This is a genomic window from Mesorhizobium sp. M5C.F.Cr.IN.023.01.1.1 (assembly GCF_003997585.1).
In the GTDB taxonomy this organism is placed as follows: domain Bacteria; phylum Pseudomonadota; class Alphaproteobacteria; order Rhizobiales; family Rhizobiaceae; genus Mesorhizobium; species Mesorhizobium wenxiniae.
Genome location: NZ_RZSU01000039.1, coordinates 12007 through 29366, shown reverse-complemented (window position 1 = coordinate 29366; position 17360 = coordinate 12007). Strand labels below are relative to the sequence as shown.

14 protein-coding genes and 1 tRNA gene are annotated in these 17360 nt (G+C 59.4%); 7 read left to right on the top strand and 8 right to left on the bottom strand.

Going from position 1 to position 17360, the window contains the following annotated elements; genetic code table 11:
• The first annotated feature begins 125 nt into the window (after positions 1–125).
• Both EOA78_RS17295 and EOA78_RS17290 read left to right on the top strand, forming a co-directional pair.
• Positions 126–437: a helix-turn-helix domain-containing protein gene (locus EOA78_RS17295; protein WP_127316172.1), complete on the top strand. Its 312-nt coding sequence runs from the start codon at positions 126–128 to the stop codon at positions 435–437.
• Positions 438–675: 238 nt separating this feature from the next.
• Positions 676–1029, top strand: coding sequence for a hypothetical protein (locus tag EOA78_RS17290; protein ID WP_127316171.1), 354 nt, complete (start codon positions 676–678; stop codon positions 1027–1029).
• Here EOA78_RS17290 and EOA78_RS17285 read toward each other — a convergent pair.
• Both EOA78_RS17285 and EOA78_RS17280 read right to left on the bottom strand, forming a co-directional pair.
• On the bottom strand, positions 1026–3122 hold the full coding sequence (locus tag EOA78_RS17285) for an ATP-binding protein (RefSeq protein WP_281034050.1): 2097 nt from the start codon (positions 3120–3122) through the stop codon (positions 1026–1028). The two genes, EOA78_RS17290 and EOA78_RS17285, sit on opposite strands and share 4 nt — an antisense overlap.
• Positions 3119–3595 carry an ATP-binding protein gene (locus EOA78_RS17280; RefSeq protein WP_127316169.1) on the bottom strand — a complete coding sequence of 159 codons (477 nt, stop codon included), beginning with the start codon at positions 3593–3595 and terminating at the stop codon, positions 3119–3121. The genes EOA78_RS17285 and EOA78_RS17280 overlap by 4 nt, the downstream gene beginning before the upstream one ends.
• Before the next feature lie 241 nt (positions 3596–3836).
• Between EOA78_RS17280 and EOA78_RS17275 the strand changes: the two genes are divergently transcribed.
• Both EOA78_RS17275 and EOA78_RS17270 read left to right on the top strand, forming a co-directional pair.
• Entirely contained in the window at positions 3837–5072 is a 1236-nt protein-coding gene (locus EOA78_RS17275; RefSeq protein WP_245477542.1) for a class I SAM-dependent DNA methyltransferase, read from the top strand.
• Positions 4976–7333 carry a type I restriction endonuclease subunit R gene (locus tag EOA78_RS17270; protein WP_245477549.1) on the top strand — a complete coding sequence of 786 codons (2358 nt, stop codon included), beginning with the start codon at positions 4976–4978 and terminating at the stop codon, positions 7331–7333. The genes EOA78_RS17275 and EOA78_RS17270 overlap by 97 nt, the downstream gene beginning before the upstream one ends.
• Before the next feature lie 33 nt (positions 7334–7366).
• Here the strand turns inward: EOA78_RS17270 and EOA78_RS17265 are convergent, their stop codons facing one another.
• From EOA78_RS17265 to EOA78_RS17255, 3 genes are all read right to left on the bottom strand, one after another.
• Positions 7367–7867: a hypothetical protein gene (locus EOA78_RS17265; protein ID WP_127316168.1), complete on the bottom strand. Its 501-nt coding sequence runs from the start codon at positions 7865–7867 to the stop codon at positions 7367–7369.
• A gap of 284 nt (positions 7868–8151) precedes the next feature.
• Positions 8152–8226: transfer RNA gene (locus EOA78_RS17260), tRNA-Val, on the bottom strand.
• A gap of 125 nt (positions 8227–8351) precedes the next feature.
• On the bottom strand, positions 8352–9035 hold the full coding sequence (locus EOA78_RS17255; RefSeq protein ID WP_127316167.1) for a phosphoglycolate phosphatase: 684 nt from the start codon (positions 9033–9035) through the stop codon (positions 8352–8354).
• Between the two features lie 150 nt (positions 9036–9185).
• Between EOA78_RS17255 and rpiA the strand changes: the two genes are divergently transcribed.
• The 3 genes from rpiA to gor all read left to right on the top strand — a co-directional run bounded on the left by rpiA (position 9186) and on the right by gor (position 12011).
• Entirely contained in the window at positions 9186–9914 is a 729-nt protein-coding gene (gene rpiA / locus EOA78_RS17250; protein ID WP_127316166.1) for a ribose-5-phosphate isomerase RpiA, read from the top strand.
• On the top strand, positions 9901–10470 hold the full coding sequence (locus tag EOA78_RS17245) for a DUF2059 domain-containing protein (RefSeq protein ID WP_127316165.1): 570 nt from the start codon (positions 9901–9903) through the stop codon (positions 10468–10470). Before rpiA ends, EOA78_RS17245 begins: the two co-directional genes overlap by 14 nt.
• A 152-nt stretch (positions 10471–10622) precedes the next feature.
• Complete coding sequence (gor, locus tag EOA78_RS17240) at positions 10623–12011, top strand: glutathione-disulfide reductase (RefSeq protein WP_127316164.1); 1389 nt, start codon at positions 10623–10625, stop codon at positions 12009–12011.
• Between the two features lie 150 nt (positions 12012–12161).
• On the opposite strand, the gene EOA78_RS17235 is transcribed toward gor, so the two are convergent.
• From EOA78_RS17235 to EOA78_RS17225, 3 genes are all read right to left on the bottom strand, one after another.
• The gene (locus tag EOA78_RS17235; RefSeq protein WP_164783797.1) at positions 12162–14048 is read right to left on the bottom strand and encodes an ABC transporter ATP-binding protein/permease; all 1887 of its coding nucleotides are present in this window, start codon (positions 14046–14048) and stop codon (positions 12162–12164) included.
• Positions 14049–14702: 654 nt separating this feature from the next.
• Positions 14703–15383: a DsbA family protein gene (locus EOA78_RS17230; protein ID WP_127316162.1), complete on the bottom strand. Its 681-nt coding sequence runs from the start codon at positions 15381–15383 to the stop codon at positions 14703–14705.
• 23 nt (positions 15384–15406) lie between these two features.
• Positions 15407–17227 carry an extracellular solute-binding protein gene (locus EOA78_RS17225; protein WP_127316161.1) on the bottom strand — a complete coding sequence of 607 codons (1821 nt, stop codon included), beginning with the start codon at positions 17225–17227 and terminating at the stop codon, positions 15407–15409.
• Between the last annotated feature and the right edge of the window lie 133 nt (positions 17228–17360).

The following is a 17360-nucleotide window of genomic DNA, read 5'->3' as shown; positions in this document are numbered from 1 at the left end:
AGGCCCCATATTCACGCGCGCAGTGCCGAAACAGCAGCGCCTGCCTCTATTCTCTGATCATCGTTGTTTGCCGGTCGGCAATTCACTGTGTTATCGATTTCCGACGGAAGACAAAGGCCGAACCATTGAACAACGCATTTGAGGGAATGGCTGCGTTGGTGGACGATTTTGATCGTCGATTGAGGCGCATAGAAGGTGACGTGGCCCACATTCTGGAATTACTCCAGCAGAACAGGGTAAACCCTCCCGAAGTTGACAACATTCACCTGAACAAAAAACTTGCCTATACGCTGCGTGAGGCGAGCGAGACTACGGGTCTTTCGAGGGCAAAATTTTACAGGTTGTTTAAGGAGGGGAAATTGCGACGGAGCAAGGCAGGTGGGCGCATCCTAGTCCTTGCGACCGAGTTGGAGCGGTACTTGCGGGAAGTATCCTGATCAACGGGTGCGAACGGAGCAACCGCCTCGGCTCATCGGCAAGCTTTGGACCAATCTCTCTGGACTTCGCCATCTCCAGGATGCCCAAACTTGATGGCTCAGGGCGTCTGTGGGCCCACTTGACCAGGTTCGAATGGCCAACTGACCGCATTGTCAGCAGACAGGCTCTGACCATCTCTGCGCCCTCGCACAGTGGTGTTATGGTCCGGCATGATCGGCAGCGAGGAGGACATCATCCATGCCCGCGATCACCCGCCGCACTCTTCTCGCGCTGACCGGCGCAGCGGTTGCCGTCGACCCGGTGTCCGCTGACGTAACGGCCTCGCCGAAGCTGCAGGCACTGATCGCTGCACATGAGGCGGCCTACGCCGAGTTCCACCATATTATTTATTCGGCGGGGAGCAGCAGGTACGACCGCGAGCGGGCCGACAAGGACGAGCAGGAGGCCCTGCTGGCCGTCTGCTCCTATCCGGCGATTGGCCGAGGCGACCGCCGGGCCAAGTCGAAATATTTGCTGGCCGTCGAGGCTCGCGGCGAACTTGATCTGCAAGAGCATATACAGGCAATCCTGCACTCATTAATGCTGGGCTAAGTCTTTGTCGCCTGTCTGAATGATTTTTGTCTAGTTTCGGCGTCGGCTATGTAAGACTTCACGCCGGCTGCAACGCGTTGACAGGTGCCAGTTGCGAGCCAAAATTCCGGTGTTACGGCTAAATCGGCGAGTATGCGAAGCCGATGGCGCAGGCGAGCAAGCGCTTCCGCTCTTAGGACATTTTTCAGAGCTGTCTCGGTCGCTTCGCGGATCGGGTCCTCTATCGGATCTAAGTAAACATCTTTTCCTTGGCTGATCGTCTCGACGGCATCAATGTATTCCCAAGGCACAGGTGACCTAGCAAACGTATTAAACAACTGAAAAGCGGTGCCACGCGCATATCTTTCCGACGTATTTGCGCGAATGTCGCCTGCGTTACAATATAGCCGGAAAGCTCTCAGATGTAGCCGTAAGGCCTCAGTTAGGTCTTTCAATGCGTCTGACGGGTCAGTTACCAGTCGCTCCTGGGCGCGGGCGTAGAGGCTTGTCGCTTTACGACCAGTCATCTCCATTTTCTCAGGCTCGCTATAGCGCTTCCCCTCAAGAACGCGGTCTGCAATTGTGAGGCACCATCCATCATTGATGCCGCTGTTTTTTTCAGCAGCGAACCAAGCTCTTAGATACCTATAATCCGGCTCAAAATTCATTGAAAACGCATACTCGAAAGCATCTCTCACCTCGCTGAGGCGCGGTGGCGAAAAACAAGCTAATGCGTAGCCTAAAACAGTTCGAAAGAACGGGTCCTCGGTCACAAATGGCGGCAGGGTCCTATCGGAAACTAGGCGAAAAGCCTCCCTAACCTTGTCAGCTGAATGCTCTTGAAAACGCGTAGGAAGGAGACGTTCAATTTGTGATGCAATGTTTGCTACGCGCGGATTGCTGACAGCTACGTGACGACGATAGGCTTTTACTCGCTCCCTTAGCAATTGGTAGCCCACTAGCTGAGAGCGCTTGTTCGTTACGAAAGCTTTGGTGAGTGAGGCAAGCGTATAAAGGGTATTGCTTCCAGCGTCATCGATTTGCAGGAACATCTCGCGTACAGCGCCTATGGCATCACTCACGCCAGAGGCATCAAACTGCAGCACGCTCTGCAGGTCATTGAAGGTTGCAGGCTCACTAAATTCCGACAATGCAGCCAACAGCAGCTTGGGCGCGCTAGAAGGCAGCGCGTCCCACTCACGCAGAAACACGTAGTCGCGGATCGCGTCGCCTGTTTGCTGCTGGAAGAGTTCGACAGCGCGTTCATAAGTGCCAGAGGTACGACGAAGCGCGACAACGCTCTCGATTACGAGCGGACGTCTTTCAGATATCTCTGAGAGCCGGTGCATTCGGAACTCAGGAGTGGGGGGTGGCACAGCGAAGTGCTGTACACATTCAGCGACAAACTGCTCATAGTCCTCGTCGCCCAAGCCCGGAACTTCTATGGCATTGCCTAGCGACTGGCTGGGAGCGTTGCGAAGGGTATATACCACCTTGGAGGTTCGCGATGCCCGGCAAAGTGCGCGGTAGAGAAAATCAGACCCTGGGTCGATCCCTTTCGTGGTCAAAGTATCTACGTCGTCGATGACAAGAAGTATCGAGTTTATATCCAGGTAGGCTCTAACCTCGTTACGAAGTACGTCCAGAGAAAGGCTCTGTAGGTAGCCCTCGTCCCTAGTCCATCCACCGTAGAGTAATATCGCTCTCAGCAATTCTTGTTCATTGCTGAAATCCCTATTTTCATTCTGAACTATTCTACCTTCTGAAACAGCAAGAGAACTTTCCTTGGCGCTTACGAAAACAACTGCGTCAAGCTTGTCATCTCCGTATAGCTCAAGGCTGCCCCCATTTTCTTTAACTAAGCGTGCAAACTCGTAGGCAATCGTTGTTTTTCCAGAGCCTCCTTTACCATGGAGATAGGTTCGAGGCTCATCGGATGCTTCCAACCAATGGAAGAGCTGGTCCAACACCTCGGTTCTTCCAACAAACCGCTGCTTTAGGGTAGCCGGACTGGGCGGAATTGACCCGTCTAGGGGTGGGACCTCACTAGCCTCAGCCGGCAAACGGGCGCGACAGAAAAGAACAGGATACTGCGGGGGCTCTGCTATCCTCACCTCATGCCCAACGTCCAAATAACCCCAGAACGGTATTTTCCAATGGGTTTGTTAAAGCGATAGGGCGGCACTCCGTCGGGTCTTGGCCTGACTAGGAGCACGTCAACGTCACCGGCCTTTTCCGATACATATGACCGAAGGACCAAGGGCGGCGACGAGCCAAGAAGCTGGCGAACTGCGAGGTTAAAGCGATCTAGATTGATCCGAACCTTGTTATGTCCACCCGTCCGCTTCTTGTCGTGAACACCAAAGACAATCACGCCACCGTGACAGTTGGAAAAGGCGCAGATTAGCCTCGCAATTCCGCCAAAATAGTCGTCAGATAGCGAGAATGGCCACTGATCTTTGAAGTCCCACTGAATGCCTTCTGCGTCATCAAACAAGCCGTCCTCTTTCAGGAAGGCAGCATATAAATCGTCTTGATCAGGAAGAACCCCTTCGGCACACCAATTACTGATCGCAGCTTGATCCATTGACACCCCTCCCGCTGCAGGAGGCTTATATCGGTTGACGCCAGTCTGCAACTGCTTGGTGTGCCCTGTACGAAGCGACCGTCGGGTGAATCGCGTCTGTCACTGGCCTGCACTGAACGCGACGGATGGTCCGATGAAATGGGCTCAGCAGGAGTTGGGAAACTAATGTCCGTCAGACTGGTTGCGATTGCATACGTCCGCCGGTAGGTATCGGCGCACAGGTGCTTCGGGAGGGGACTAGATGGCTGGAAACAACGGCAACGGCGATCTGGCGTTCACGGCGGAATTGTTCAAGGCGGCGGACAAGCTGCGCGGCAACCTGGAGCCGTCGGAATACAAGCACGTCGCGCTTGGCCTGATTTTTCTCAAGTTCATTTCCGACGCGTTCGAAGGGCTTCACGCCAAACTTACGGCGGACGAATACGCCGATCCGGAAGACCCCGAGGAATATCTGGCCGAAAGCGTGTTCTGGGTACCGAAGGAGGCGCGCTGGTCGTTCCTGCAAGGCAACGCCAAGCGGCCCGAGATCGGCAAGCTGATCGACGAGGCGATGGAGGCCATCGAAAAGGCACCCTCGAACGAAGGGCTCAAGGGCGTTCTGCCGAAAAACTATGCCCGCCCGACGCTGAACAAGACGATGCTGGGCGAATTGATCGACCTGTTTTCCAACATCGGCATGCATGACGGCAACGACAAGGCGAAAGACCTGCTCGGCCGGGTCTATGAATATTTCCTGTCGGGGTTTGCCAGTTCGGAAGGCAAGCGCGGCGGCGAGTTCTTCACGCCCCGCTCGGTCGTGCGGACGCTGGTCGAGATGCTCGAACCCTACAAGGGCCGCGTCTATGACCCGTGCTGCGGCTCGGGCGGCATGTTCGTGCAGTCAGAAAAATTTATCGAGGAGCATGGCGGGCGTAGGCACGACATCGCTGTCTATGGACAGGAAATCAACCACACGACGTGGCGGCTGGCCAAGATGAACCTTGCCGTGCAGGGCATCGATGCCGATGTCCGCTGGAACAACGAGGGCAGCTTCCACCGCGACGAACTGCCCGACCTGAGAGCCGATTTCATCCTCGCCAATCCACCGTTCAACATCTCGGATTGGGGTGGCGAGCGACTGGAGGACGATGTGCGCTGGCGATACGGCGCGCCGCCGAAAGGCAAAGCAAATTTCGCCTGGCTTCAGCACATCCTGCATCATCTCGCGCCGCGCGGGACGGGCGGCGTAGTTCTGGCCAACGGCTCGATGTCTTCGCAGCAGTCCGGCGAAGGCGACATCCGCAAGGCGATGGTCGAGGCCGACGTGGTGGATTGCATGGTGGCGCTGCCGGGGCAGTTGTTCTTCTCGACGCAAATCCCGGCCTCGAGGGGCCGTTCAAGATCATCGCGGGGTATCACCAGTTCCATGGTGCGAGGAAAGCGCTGGCCAGCGCCATCGAAGCGGCGCGTCCCGAGGGCGACCGCAAGATCGGCGTAATCTGGCACACGCAAGGCTCGGGTAAGAGCTTGCTGATGGCCTTCTTCGGTGGGTTGATCGTCCGGTCGAAGGAATTGCAGAACCCGACGCTGGTCGTTCTGACCGACCGCAACGACCTCGATGACCAGCTTTTCTCGACCTTCAGCCTGTGCCGCGACCTGATCCGCCAGAAGCCGGAGCAGGCTGACAACCGCGACGAACTGCGCCGCCTGCTCAATCGCGCTTCGGGTGGCGTGATCTTCACGACAGTCCAGAAATTCTCTCCCGAGGCCGGCGAGGAGAGTTTTCCGATGCTGACCGACCGGCGCAACGTGATCGTCATCGCCGACGAGGCGCACCGCAGCCAATATGGCTTCGACGCCAAGCTTGACAGGGCGACGGGCAAGCGCCGCTACGGGTATGCCCACTACATCCGGCAGGCGATGCCCAACGCCTCTTTCATTGGCTTCACCGGCACCCCGATTGAGGCGGACGACGTGAACACGCCCGCCATCTTCGGCGAGTACATCGACGTTTACGACATAAGCCGAGCGGTGGAGGACGGTGCGACCGTGCCGATCTTCTACGAGAGCCGATTGGCGCGCATCGAACTCGACGAGGATGAGAAGCCGCGCATCGACGCCGAGATCGAGGCCATCCTCGAAGACGACACGCTGTCCGAGCAGGAGAAGCAGAAGGCTAAGTGGACGACGGTCGAGAGGCTGGTCGGCTCCGAAAAGCGACTGTCGCAGATTGCCGCCGATCTGGTTGAGCATCTGGAAGCCCGCATCGCCGGGATGAACGGCAAGGCGATGGCCGTCTGCATGAGCAGACGCATCTGCGTCGACCTCTACAAGCAGATCGTCGCGTTTCGGCCTGAATGGCATTCCGATGATGACGACAAGGGCGCGATCAAGGTCGTCATGACCGGATCGGCATCCGACCCCGTCGAATGGCAGGCGCATATCGGCAACAAGAAGCGGCGCGACGACCTGGCCAAACGGGCGCGCAACCCGGACGATCCGCTCAAGCTGGTGATCGTCCGCGACATGTGGCTAACCGGCTTCGACGCGCCGTGCATGCACACCATGTACATCGACAAGCCGATGCGCGGCCACGGCCTGATGCAGGCGATTGCTCGCGTCAACCGCGTGTTCAAGGACAAGCCGGGCGGGTTGATCGTCGACTATATCGGCATCGCCCAGAACCTGAAGAATGCACTTGGCCAATACACGAAGTCCGATCAGGAAAAGACCGGCATCGACGAGGCAGAGGCCGTCGCCGTCCTGATGGAGAAGTACGAGATCGTGCGCGGCATGTTCCATGGCCACGACTACAGTCTTGGTATTGCTGGCCAGCCGCAGCAGCGGCTTGTCGCGCTGGCCGACGCCATCGACTGGCTACTGAAATGGCAGGAACAGGAAGCTGCCAAGGTCACGGGCGTGGACGACAAGAAGAAGGCGCATCGCCGCTTTTCTGACGCCGTGCTGGAATTGAGCAAAGCCTACGCGCTGGCATCGGCCAGCGACCAGGCACGCGTCATTCGTGACGAGGTCGGCTTCTTTCAGGCCGTTCGGGCGGCGCTGGTCAAGACCACGGCCACCGGCAAGATGTCGGACCGGGCCAAGAGCTTCGCCGTGGAGCAGTTGCTCAACCAAGCCGTCGCCAATGCCGAAATCGTCGACATACTGAAGGCGGCCGGTATCCAGTCGCCGGACATCTCGATCCTGTCGGACGAGTTTTTGGCCGACATCCAGAAGCTTGAGAAGAAGAACCTTGCGCTGGAGGCGTTGAAGAAGCTCCTCAATGGCGAAATCAGGAGCCGGTCGCGGTCGAACGTGGTGGAGGCGAGGTCGTTTTCACAACGGCTGGAAGAGGCGGTCTCTCGTTACCATGCCAACGCCATCTCGACGGTCGAAATGATCCAGGAACTGATCGCTCTGGCAAAGGACATCAAGGCCTCTGCCGCACGCGGGGAGGAACAGGGACTGTCGCCGGAGGAGGTCGCCTTCTATGACGCCCTTGCCGAGAATGAGAGCGCCGTCGAGGCGATGGGCAGCGAGCAATTGCGGATCATCGCCCATGAGCTTGTCCAGCAGATGCGAGGATCAGCGACCGTCGACTGGCAGCATAAGGCAACGGCCCGCGCTCGCATGCGCGTCCTCGTCAAGCGCATCTTGAAGAAATACGGCTACCCGCCGGACCTCGAACAGGAGGCTGTGCAGACGGTGCTGGCGCAGGCAGAAACGCTTCTCCGTGAAGTGATGGTTCCGGCGAAATAGGGTGCACCAAGAAAACCAAGAAGCTAATGCTCGTTATTCGTTCGCAACCTTGCCTCGATATTGAGGGCAGAGCATTCTGAAAGCTGGCGCGGCAAATATGCCGCCGGAGGCACAGTTGTTTTCAACGGGCATTTTGAAGGACATTTGCCCCAACTTGATGGTGCCCTTACTGCAGTTTGCTTCCGCACGAATAGCATCACCGAGAAGGCTCCCTTTCGTCTCGCGAATGCACTCTGCGGGCGACGCATAGCCGCCTTGGTTCACATAGCCTTCATGGCATGCCTTGAGGATATCCGGCTCCGTGAATTTTGCCACGGCACGTGCATGTTTGGTGTTAACGCCGGTAATCTCGATGACTGTTGCCGGTGGTTCTATGCAGCTTCTCTGTAACTCTGCACCCGACGCCGCTGTAGCCAGGGACGAGAGGCTGGCAGCGAGAAGGATGGCTCTCGTCGAGGACATTTGTCGCAACGCCAGTGGCGAAAACGAACCCCGATGCGATTTGGCTTTGTCCAAGGCCTTGCTCGTCGGCATGGTTCCTCCTCCAACTGTTGGTTGTGAAGTTGCCCCCTAGGCAATCAGCCGTCAAGCGGACCAATTGGGAGGGGAGGGCTGGCGGATGGGGCTAGGATCGAAGCCGTGGCTCATCCTTGCATCCAGCATGTCCTTGCAACGACGCCCCGACAGGGTGCGGCAGGCTGTCGCGGATCGAGTCGCGCTTTGCTCGCAGTGGCGACCCGGTGGCGACCCCAAAGGCGCGACAATTTTCCTGATTGGCCGCGATAAGGCTTAATGCCTTGATTTTCTTCAAGAAATATTGGTGGGCGATGCAGGGATTGAACCTGCGACCCCACCCGTGTGAAGGGTGTGCTCTCCCGCTGAGCTAATCGCCCGCTCTTTGCCTGAAGGCCAAGCGCGCCGCGATATAAGGGGGGCCGGCCGGGGAAGTCAAGGCGATGCCCTGGCGTTCCAACGAAGATCGAATGCAATCCCGCCGGGAGCGACCCGGTCGCCTCGCTCAGTGCCCCGCAGCGGCAATCAGGCGTTCGGCCAGACCAAGCGTCAGTGAGTCGAAATGCGAGATCACCGCCGACGGTTCGAATTCGCGCACATGGCGGTCGGTGTAGCCGAAATCGACCGCGACCACGGGAATGCCGGCGGCTTTCGCCGTATCGATGTCGGTCTGCGAATCACCGACCATCAGCGCGCGGTGCGGATCGCCGCCGGCCAGCACGATGGTTTCGGTCAGATGGCGCGGGTCGGGCTTGCGGAACGCAAACGTGTCCTGACCGCAAATTGCCGCGAAATGCTTCGCCAGGCCGAGCGCCTCGATCAGCGCCACCGAGTTGGCTGCGTATTTGTTCGTGCAGACGGCCAGGAGATAACCGGCTGCTTCGAATCGGGCGATCGTCTCGACGACGCCGGGGTAGGGGCGCGATTTACCCGGGATGTTGTCGGTGTAATGATCGAGAAACAGCTTCAGCAAGCGATCATGCTCCTGGCTTTCCAGCGATCTCTGCTGCGCGGCATGCGCGCGCTCGATCATCACCCGTCCACCATGGCCGACGAAGCGCTTGAAGCCGGCCTCATCGACGGCTGCGAGTTCGCTGGCGGCAAGGCTGTGGTTGAGGCTGTCGAGCAGGTCCGGCGCTGTATCGATCAGCGTCCCGTCGAGGTCGAACACGATGATCGGTCGGGTCATGGCCTGTCCTGTGACGATTACGCTGCCGGCAGGCGATAGCCGCTGCAGCCCATCCAGGCAAGCAGTGCTTGGTCAATCCACAGGGCAAAGTCTTTGACCGGACGTGCAAAGATGCTAGGAGCGCCGAAACAAGCGAAATCCGGGGCAGGTATGGATGCGAGGCAACTGAAGGTCGAGGCCGCGCGGGCGGCACTTGCCCATGTGACTGATGGCATGCGGCTCGGCATCGGCACCGGCTCGACGGCCGAGGAGTTCGTTCGGCTGCTTGCCGAGAAGGTCGCCACCGGCCTCACCATTATCGGCGTGCCGACCTCGGAGCGCACCGCCATCCTTTGCGGCGAGCTTGGCGTGCCGCTGTCGACGCTGGAGGAAACGCCCGAACTCGACCTTACGGTCGACGGCGCCGACGAGATCGATCCGGCGCTGACATTGATCAAGGGCGGCGGCGGTGCGCTGCTGCGCGAAAAGATCGTAGCGGCGGCTTCCGCCCGGATGATCGTCATTGCCGACCGTTCGAAAATGGTCGAGACGCTCGGCCGTTTTCCACTGCCCATCGAGGTCAACCCGTTCGGCCTGCGTGCCACGGAAATCGCGGTCGCCGCGGCGGCCGGAAGGCTCGGCCTTTCCGGTCCCGTCACATTGAGGATGACGGGGAGCCAGCCTTTTGTTACAGACGGCGGCCATTTTATCCTCGATGCATCTTTTGGCCGCATTCCGGATACAAGAGCGCTTTCGAATGCCCTCCATGCCATTCCTGGCGTGGTCGAGCATGGTCTTTTCATCGGGCTGGCATCAGCGGCCATCATAGCCGGCGACGGCATCCAAACCGTCCATGCCGCCCGAAAACCAGGGAGTTCTACCGATCATGACGTTGCATAACCGGGTTCGCCGTTTTTCTGCCGTTCTGGCAGCTTCAGCCGTCTTTGCGTTTTCATCGCCGGCGTTCTCGCAGGACGTCACCGACGGGCATCTGAAGGCGGCCCGCGCCGCGGTCGCGGCGATCCACGCGACGGACCCGTTCGACAACATCCTGCCGCAGGCCGCCGCCGCGCTTCAGCAGCAGCTTATCCAGAAGAACCCGGACATGCAGGAGCTGATCGGCAGGACGGTCAGCGAAAAGGCTCTGGCGCTGGCCTCGCGCCGCGCTGATCTCGAGAAGGAAGCAGCCATGGCCTATGCCAAGGTTTTTTCCGAAAAAGAGCTTACCGAAATCGCCGCTTTCTACAATTCCGACTCCGGCAAGAAGCTGCTCGACAGCGGCCCGGCCGTGACGCGTGACCTGCTAAAGGCCGCCGACATCTGGCAGAACGGCGTCGCTCGCGATCTCGCACAACAGGTCGGGGAAACGCTGGCCGCGGCAGCGAAGGCTGCAGCGCCGGCGGCACCGGCGAATGCCGCGGCTCCTACGGCTGGTACGGAAGCACCTAAGAACTGAGCATATTGTCCGGCGGCGTTATCGCTGCCGGAGCGGAAAGCCCGGCCTCCATTGCGCGTCCGACAGCATGCGCGGCGCGATGGTCCGGGCTTTTCTTTTGATGGTTTGCAACCTACCTGTCTCAAACATTTTGAAGGGCGAGGAGCCGCACCATGGCCGTCTTTGACTACGATCTTTTCGTCATCGGCGGCGGCTCCGGCGGGGTGAGGGCGGCGCGCGCGGCGGCGGCACTCGGCAAGCGCGTCGGCATTGCCGAGGAATACCGCTATGGCGGCACCTGCGTCATTCGCGGCTGCGTGCCGAAGAAGCTCTATGTCTATGCCTCGCAATTTCCCGAACATTTTGCCGACGCCGCAGGTTATGGCTGGACCGTGCCGCAGGCGAACTTCGACTGGCAGACATTGGTTGCCAACAAGGATCGCGAGATCAGCCGGCTGGAAGCCATCTACAGGAAGAATGTCCAAGGTGCCGGCGGCGAGACGTTTCAGTCGCGCGCCATGCTGGTCGATCCGCATGTGGTGCACCTTCTCGGCGACGACCGCACCATCACCGCCGACCAGATTCTTATCGCCACCGGCGGCCGCCCAGCGCCGCACCCGGCTCTGCCCGGCCACGAACACTGCATCTTTTCCAACGAAGCCTTCGACCTCAAGGAATTACCGAAGGCGATCATGATCGAGGGCGGCGGCTATATTGCCGTCGAATTCGCCAACATCTTTCACGGCCTCGGCGTCGACACAACGCTGGTCTATCGCGGCAAGGAGATCCTCTCCCGCTTCGATATGGATCTCAGGCGCATGCTGCACGAGACGATGGAAAAGAAGGGGATAAAAATCCTCTGCCATGCCGTATCCGAATGGATCAGGAAGCGCCCAGACGGACGCCTCGACGCTGTCGTCACTGGCGGCAAGATACTGGCGGTCGATCAGGTCATGCTCGCCATCGGGCGTCTCCCCAATACCGAAAACATGGGTCTTGAGGGAGTCGGCATCGAGATGACCAAGACCGGCGCTATCAATGTCGACCAATATTCGCGCACAAACATCGACAACATCTGGGCGATAGGAGACGTCACCAACCGCGTGCAATTGACGCCGGTGGCGATCCACGAGGCGATGTGTTTCGTCGAGACGGCCTTCAAGGGCAACCCGACCGCGCCCGACCATGATACGATCGCCACCGCGGTCTTTTCGCAGCCCGAGATCGGCACGGTCGGCCTGTCGGAAGATGAGGCGATAAAGCGTTTTTCCGACGTTGAGATCTACCGCGCCACCTTCCGGCCGATGCGGCACACACTGTCCGGGCGCGACGAAAAGATGCTGATTAAGCTGGTGGTCGACGGCACATCGAAAAAAGTGCTCGGTGCCCATATCCTCGGGCCGGATGCCGGCGAGATGGCGCAGCTGCTCGGCATTCCGCTGAAGGCGGGGCTGACCAAGGATGATTTCGATCGCACGATGGCTGTACATCCGACCGCGGCGGAAGAACTCGTCACCATGTACAAGCCGACCTACCGGGTGAAGGACGGCGAGCGCGTCTGACGTTTTGCTTTCGCCCGGACGGAACGGCCGTCGATGTCCTTAAGCTCCTTGAACACTGTTAACCGGGGCGCGGTGATCCGCCCGGCACTGCCGGCTGCAGCGGGCAGGGCAGGATCACCAGCGACACTGGGCAGCGATGTTGTGTCGCCGCTATTTCTGCCTCATGCGGCGAGGGAAGCGCAGCCATCTTTCCTCGACCGGCCTTGGGTGCTCGAGGATGGTGGTGAGCTCGACCGGCAGGCTCGGCGCCAGCGGCTTTTTGGTCGCGACGCCATCGGCGATGGCAACGATGCTGTGGTAGAATTCGGCGCCTGAAAGCGACCTTGGCGGCACGGCCTCGTGCATGATCGAGATCACCGTGACGTCTGGACAATTGTCCTTGATCGCTTGATGGAAGGCGATCTTCCCTTCGGGGTCGAGCGCGCCGGTCGCTTCGTCGAGAAACAGCAGCCCCGGCTGCTGCAGCACGATGCGAGCGACAACCAGCTTCTGTTTCTGGCCGCCCGAAAGCACCTGGTCCCAGTTCATTCCCTCGCGGCTTTCATCGGCCATGTGTTCGATGAAATCGCCAAGGCCCGCTCTGTGCAAAGCCGATGCAACCTGCGTGTCGGTGTAATCGCGCTCTGAGCCGGGCAGGCAGACCAGTTGCTTCAGCGAGACCTGCTGCAGCTTGACTTCCTGGGCGGCGTAGAAACTTTCGACCCCTTCCGGGAAGACGATGGTCCCGCGGCCATAGGGCCACAAGCCGTTGATTGCCTTGATAAGCGATGTCTTGCCGCAACCCGATTCGCCCTTCAGGAACGTCCACTCACCGCGTCGGAAGCGCAGATTCGCAGCGCTCAGGAACGGCGTGGCGTCCTCGCCCTGATGGGTCAGCTCCAGCTTCTGTATGGTCAAGCCGAAAACCGGGTTCTGGCGATCGTAGCGGAAATCGGAGCAGCCGGTGAGACTGTAGAATTCCTGCGGGCGCTGGACGTTTTCGATCGCGTTGGCGAGTTCGGTGACGCGTTGGCTGTTGGCCCGCAGCGCCGCGATGGAAGGCATGACGTGGATGAACCACGAACATTGACTGATCAGCGAGTTGACCATCTCGGAGCCGGTTATATAGCCCTTGAGATCGAAACGGTTGTGGATGTAGGGCACGAGGCCCGGCCCGTAGGCGACAATGCGGGCGCCGATGAAATTGTAGACCAGCTCGAACGAACGGTAGCCGGTGTTGACGATGTTCAGCCGTGCCCAGGTGCTGTCGATATCGACATAAAGCCGGTCGTGCATCGTCTTTTGCACGTTCTCGCCCTGTGAGGCGGCGACGTGGAAACTGCGACGCAGGAACGTCGTCAGCTCGCCGCGATAACTGCCTTCGGATTGCTGCATCCGGATGTTGAGCCGCTCCAGCAGTCTGCCGAGCTTCACCGCGATCCAGGTGTTCAGCGGCACGTATATGGCGACCGCCAGGAAAGCCAGGACCGCGCTGCCATAGCTGCCGAGGAACTCCAGCCCTTTCACCTCCGCCGAGGTTTCAAGCAGTTTCCGGCCGACGAAATAAAGCGATGTGGCGACAGCCATGACCCCCATAGCGAGGCCGATGGCTCCGCCGGTCATGTCCTTGATCGATTCCTGGACGCGCTGGTCGATGTTGTCGGGAGCGGCGGCGCCGGAGGAACCATGCTGGGCATGGAAATGCGTGTGATTGCTGTCGAGAAGCGCTTCGTTGAAACGGCTGTCCAGCCAACCTCGCCATTTGCGATGCAGCGTTGCGGAAACAAAGGTGCGGATGCCGGTAAAGCCCGCGTCCTTGAGCACGACCAGAAGGATGAGCATGCCGGCATTGGTGAGCAGCGATGCGAGCGGCGTGGTGTTCGCGGCATCGTGGTAAAAGGCGATCGAGTTGACCAGTTCCCCGGATGCTTCGGCGAACCAGACGCCGGCTTTGCTGGAGAGCGCGGTAAACAGCGCTATCACCAGCGTCAGCGTCCAGGCCTCCACCCAGCGGTCCGAGAACCAGTAGGCCCGCATCAGTCCCCAGAAGCTGCGCATCGAGGAAACCGGTGTCAGGAGCGGCGGCCTTGCGGCACCGCGGAGCCATTTTTCCGATATTGAATGTCGCTCTGGTCTACCGACCCGAATCACTATCCCGCCCAAACCTCTTTTAGTTTTGTTACAGACAGTAACACCAATTGATCATTTTCCATTATCTTTTCTCGGTCTGCGGGGATTGATCCGCTCACCGTTGCCATCAAGCAACAGAATTCCGGACTGCAATGCCATGCCGTGTCGTTCCCGAAGGAATATTATACTCGTAAAATCAATGGGTTGCTGAGCCACGCATGCACTGGCCGGCATCTTCCCTTAGGGAAGCTCTTTCCACAGTTTTGTGAAGGAGGGAGCGTGGTCGATCAGCCGATTTTTATGCTGCGGAAAATGGACGCGCGCAAAAAAGTGCCGTCTGCGACACGTCTTTGTTGCCATGTCGGACCTGACGGCGGCCGAAAGAGTAACGGGAATGGCGTTGGCTAAAGCCTGCGCAGCGATGCCGCCAAGCTTGCCTATGAAGCAGCTGCAGCAAGGGGTCGCTTTCTTGCAAGCCGCCAACCAAGGGGAAGTCGTCAATCAAGGAATTGACCCGCACCAGCAGCAACGGGCACCGATTTTTCGTCAGCCACGCCAAGGAAACGGTGGAGTAGGGCCTATTCAGTTCGCGTTCTCCAACTCGCCCCGCGCCTTGGCCGCCGCAACCTGGCGAATGGCGTCGGTGAGCGTGTCGGCGTCCTGCGCGCCCATCACCGCGTACTTGCCCTCAAGCAGGAAGCACGGCACGCCCGTGATACCCATGCGCGAAGCGGTGGCGATTTCGGTGCGCACCGCCTCGACATCGGCGTCCGTCGGCAAAAGTGTCTCGACCAGGGACGCGTCCATGCCGGCCTCGCGGGCGGCGCTGATCAGCACGACATGATCGCCGAGATTGGCGCCTTCCTCGAAATTCAACTGGAACAGGCGTCGCACCAGCCGGTTCTGCACGACCTCGCCGGCGGCACCAGCCCAGCGGATGACGCGGTGCGCGTCAAGCGTGTTGGGCGCGACCTTGATTGCGGCGAAGGCGAAGTTGATCCCTTCGGCCTCGCCCAGTGGCTCGATGCGGGCGTGGATCTCGCGGATGCGTTCGTCGCTGCCGAATTTGGCCACCAGGTATTCGCGGCGATCTTTGCCTTCGGGCGGGATGGTTGGGTCGAGCTGGAACGGCCGCCAGCGAATGTGCACCTCGACATCGGTTGCCGCGGCGATCGCCTTGTCGAGCCGCTTCTGGCCGATGAAGCACCAGGGGCAGACAACGTCGGAGACCACATCGACGGTAATCGACATCTCGTCGCTCATCTTGATCTCCTGTTCCGAAGAGGTCACTTCGGCTTGCGCCACCATGTCGGCAGCCGATAACCTGATATGGGCGTCTTTTGCGGATGTTCCAGATAGCTCCAGTAGGCGAGCCATTGCTGCGTGTTGTGCTGCATCGGAACCATGTAGTTGCCGGAGATCAACAACCTGTCGAGGACCCGGACGGCGGCCACATAATCTTCGCGGCTGCGGGCGTCGAGCATCGCCTCTAGCGCGGCATCTATCGCCGGATCGGCGACGCCGGCAAGATTGAATGAACCTTCGGCATTGGCGGCAGCTGATCCCCAGCGCCCGAGCTGCTCGATGCCCGGCGACAGCGAGTTCTCGAAGCCGCTGCTGCCGATCAGCACATCAAAATCGAAACGTTGCTTGCGCGACTGGATCTGGTCGCCGTCAAGGCTACGGATGGTGACAGCGATGCCGATCTTCGCCAGCGTGCGCTGGTAGATGGCGGCAAGGCGCTCCTCGTTCTGCGAGGCGGTCAGGATCTCGAAGCCGAACGGTTTCCCCTCGGGATCGAGCATAACTCCATCCTGCAAGGCATAGCCCGCGCCCTTCAATATGTCGAAGGCAGCTTTCAACACCTTGCGGTCCTGGCCCGAGCCGTCGGTGACGGGTGGCCGCCAGGTTCCGTCCATGACATCGGCTGGCACACGACCCGGGTAGGGTGCCAGAAGCGCCTTTTCTCTGTCGTCGGCCGGATGGCCGAGCGCGGAAAGCTCGGAATTCTGCCAATAGCTCATGGTGCGCATGTACTTGCCGCCAAACAAGTTCTTGTTGGCCCATTCGAAGTCGTAGAGCATGCCGAGCGCGCGTCGAACGACCGGATTGGAAAACTTCTCCTGTCTTGTGTTGAACAGGAACCCGGTCACCACTGGTGGGATGCCGGTGTCGAACGTTTCGGCGATCACGTCGCCCTTGTGGAAGGCCGGGAAGTCGAGATCGCGCTCGCGCTTGACCGGATCGCTGTCGTCGTCGACGGCGCAGATGCCTTTCTTGAAAGCTTCCAGCTTGGCGTTGGCATTGAGGAAATATTCTATGGTGATCTGGTCGTAATTGTCGAAACCGCGTTTGGCTGGGATGTCCTTGCCCCAATAATTTGGGTTGCGCTTGAACACGATGCGCTGGCCAGGCGCCACATGCGCCACGGTGTACGGGCCGCTGCCGATCACCGGTTTCAGCGTGGTCCTGTCGAAGGTCTCCTTGTCGAAAGCGTGCTTCGGTACGATTGGCGTCATCGCGATAACCAACGGAGTCTCGCGGTTAGCCTTGTCATTGAATGTAAAGCGCACGCTGCGGTCGCCGATCTTTTCGAGTTTGGCGACCATGCTCATACGGGCGCTGTAGGGTGGTCGGCCTTTCTCGGTAAAAACGTCGTAAGTGAACAGCACGTCTTCCGCAGTCACCGGTTGGCCATCAGACCACTTGGCCCTCGGATCGAGGTGGAATTCGATGCTCTTGCGCTCTGGATCCATATCGGCAGTGTCGGCAAGCAGGCCGTAAAGACTAAAGGCTTCATCGTCATTGCGCTGCATCAACGGCTCGAAGACCAGATTGCCGAAGATCTTATCGATCATGCCGCGTGCGGTCGTGCGCAGGCTTTTCAGGATGAACGGGTTGAGATTGTCGAAGCTGCCAACGACGCAATAGGTGATGCTGCCGCCCTTCGGCGCATCGGGATTGACGTAGTTGAAATGCGTATAATCGGCCGGCAGCGCCGGCTCGCCCTGCATGGCGATCGCGTGTTTCGGCTCCGACAGAGCTGGCTGAAGCGAAAGGGTGATAGACGAAATCGCGGCAATCAGCCAAACAAGAACGCGGCCCATGACCGTCTCCTTACTGGGTCGGCTTGATGATTCGGAGCGCACCCTAACATGAGCCGGCCGCCTCCCGGCCAATCGCGAGCTCAAGAATTGCGACTATCGGGCTGGATTCGGCACCGCTTGCAGTGTAACACGC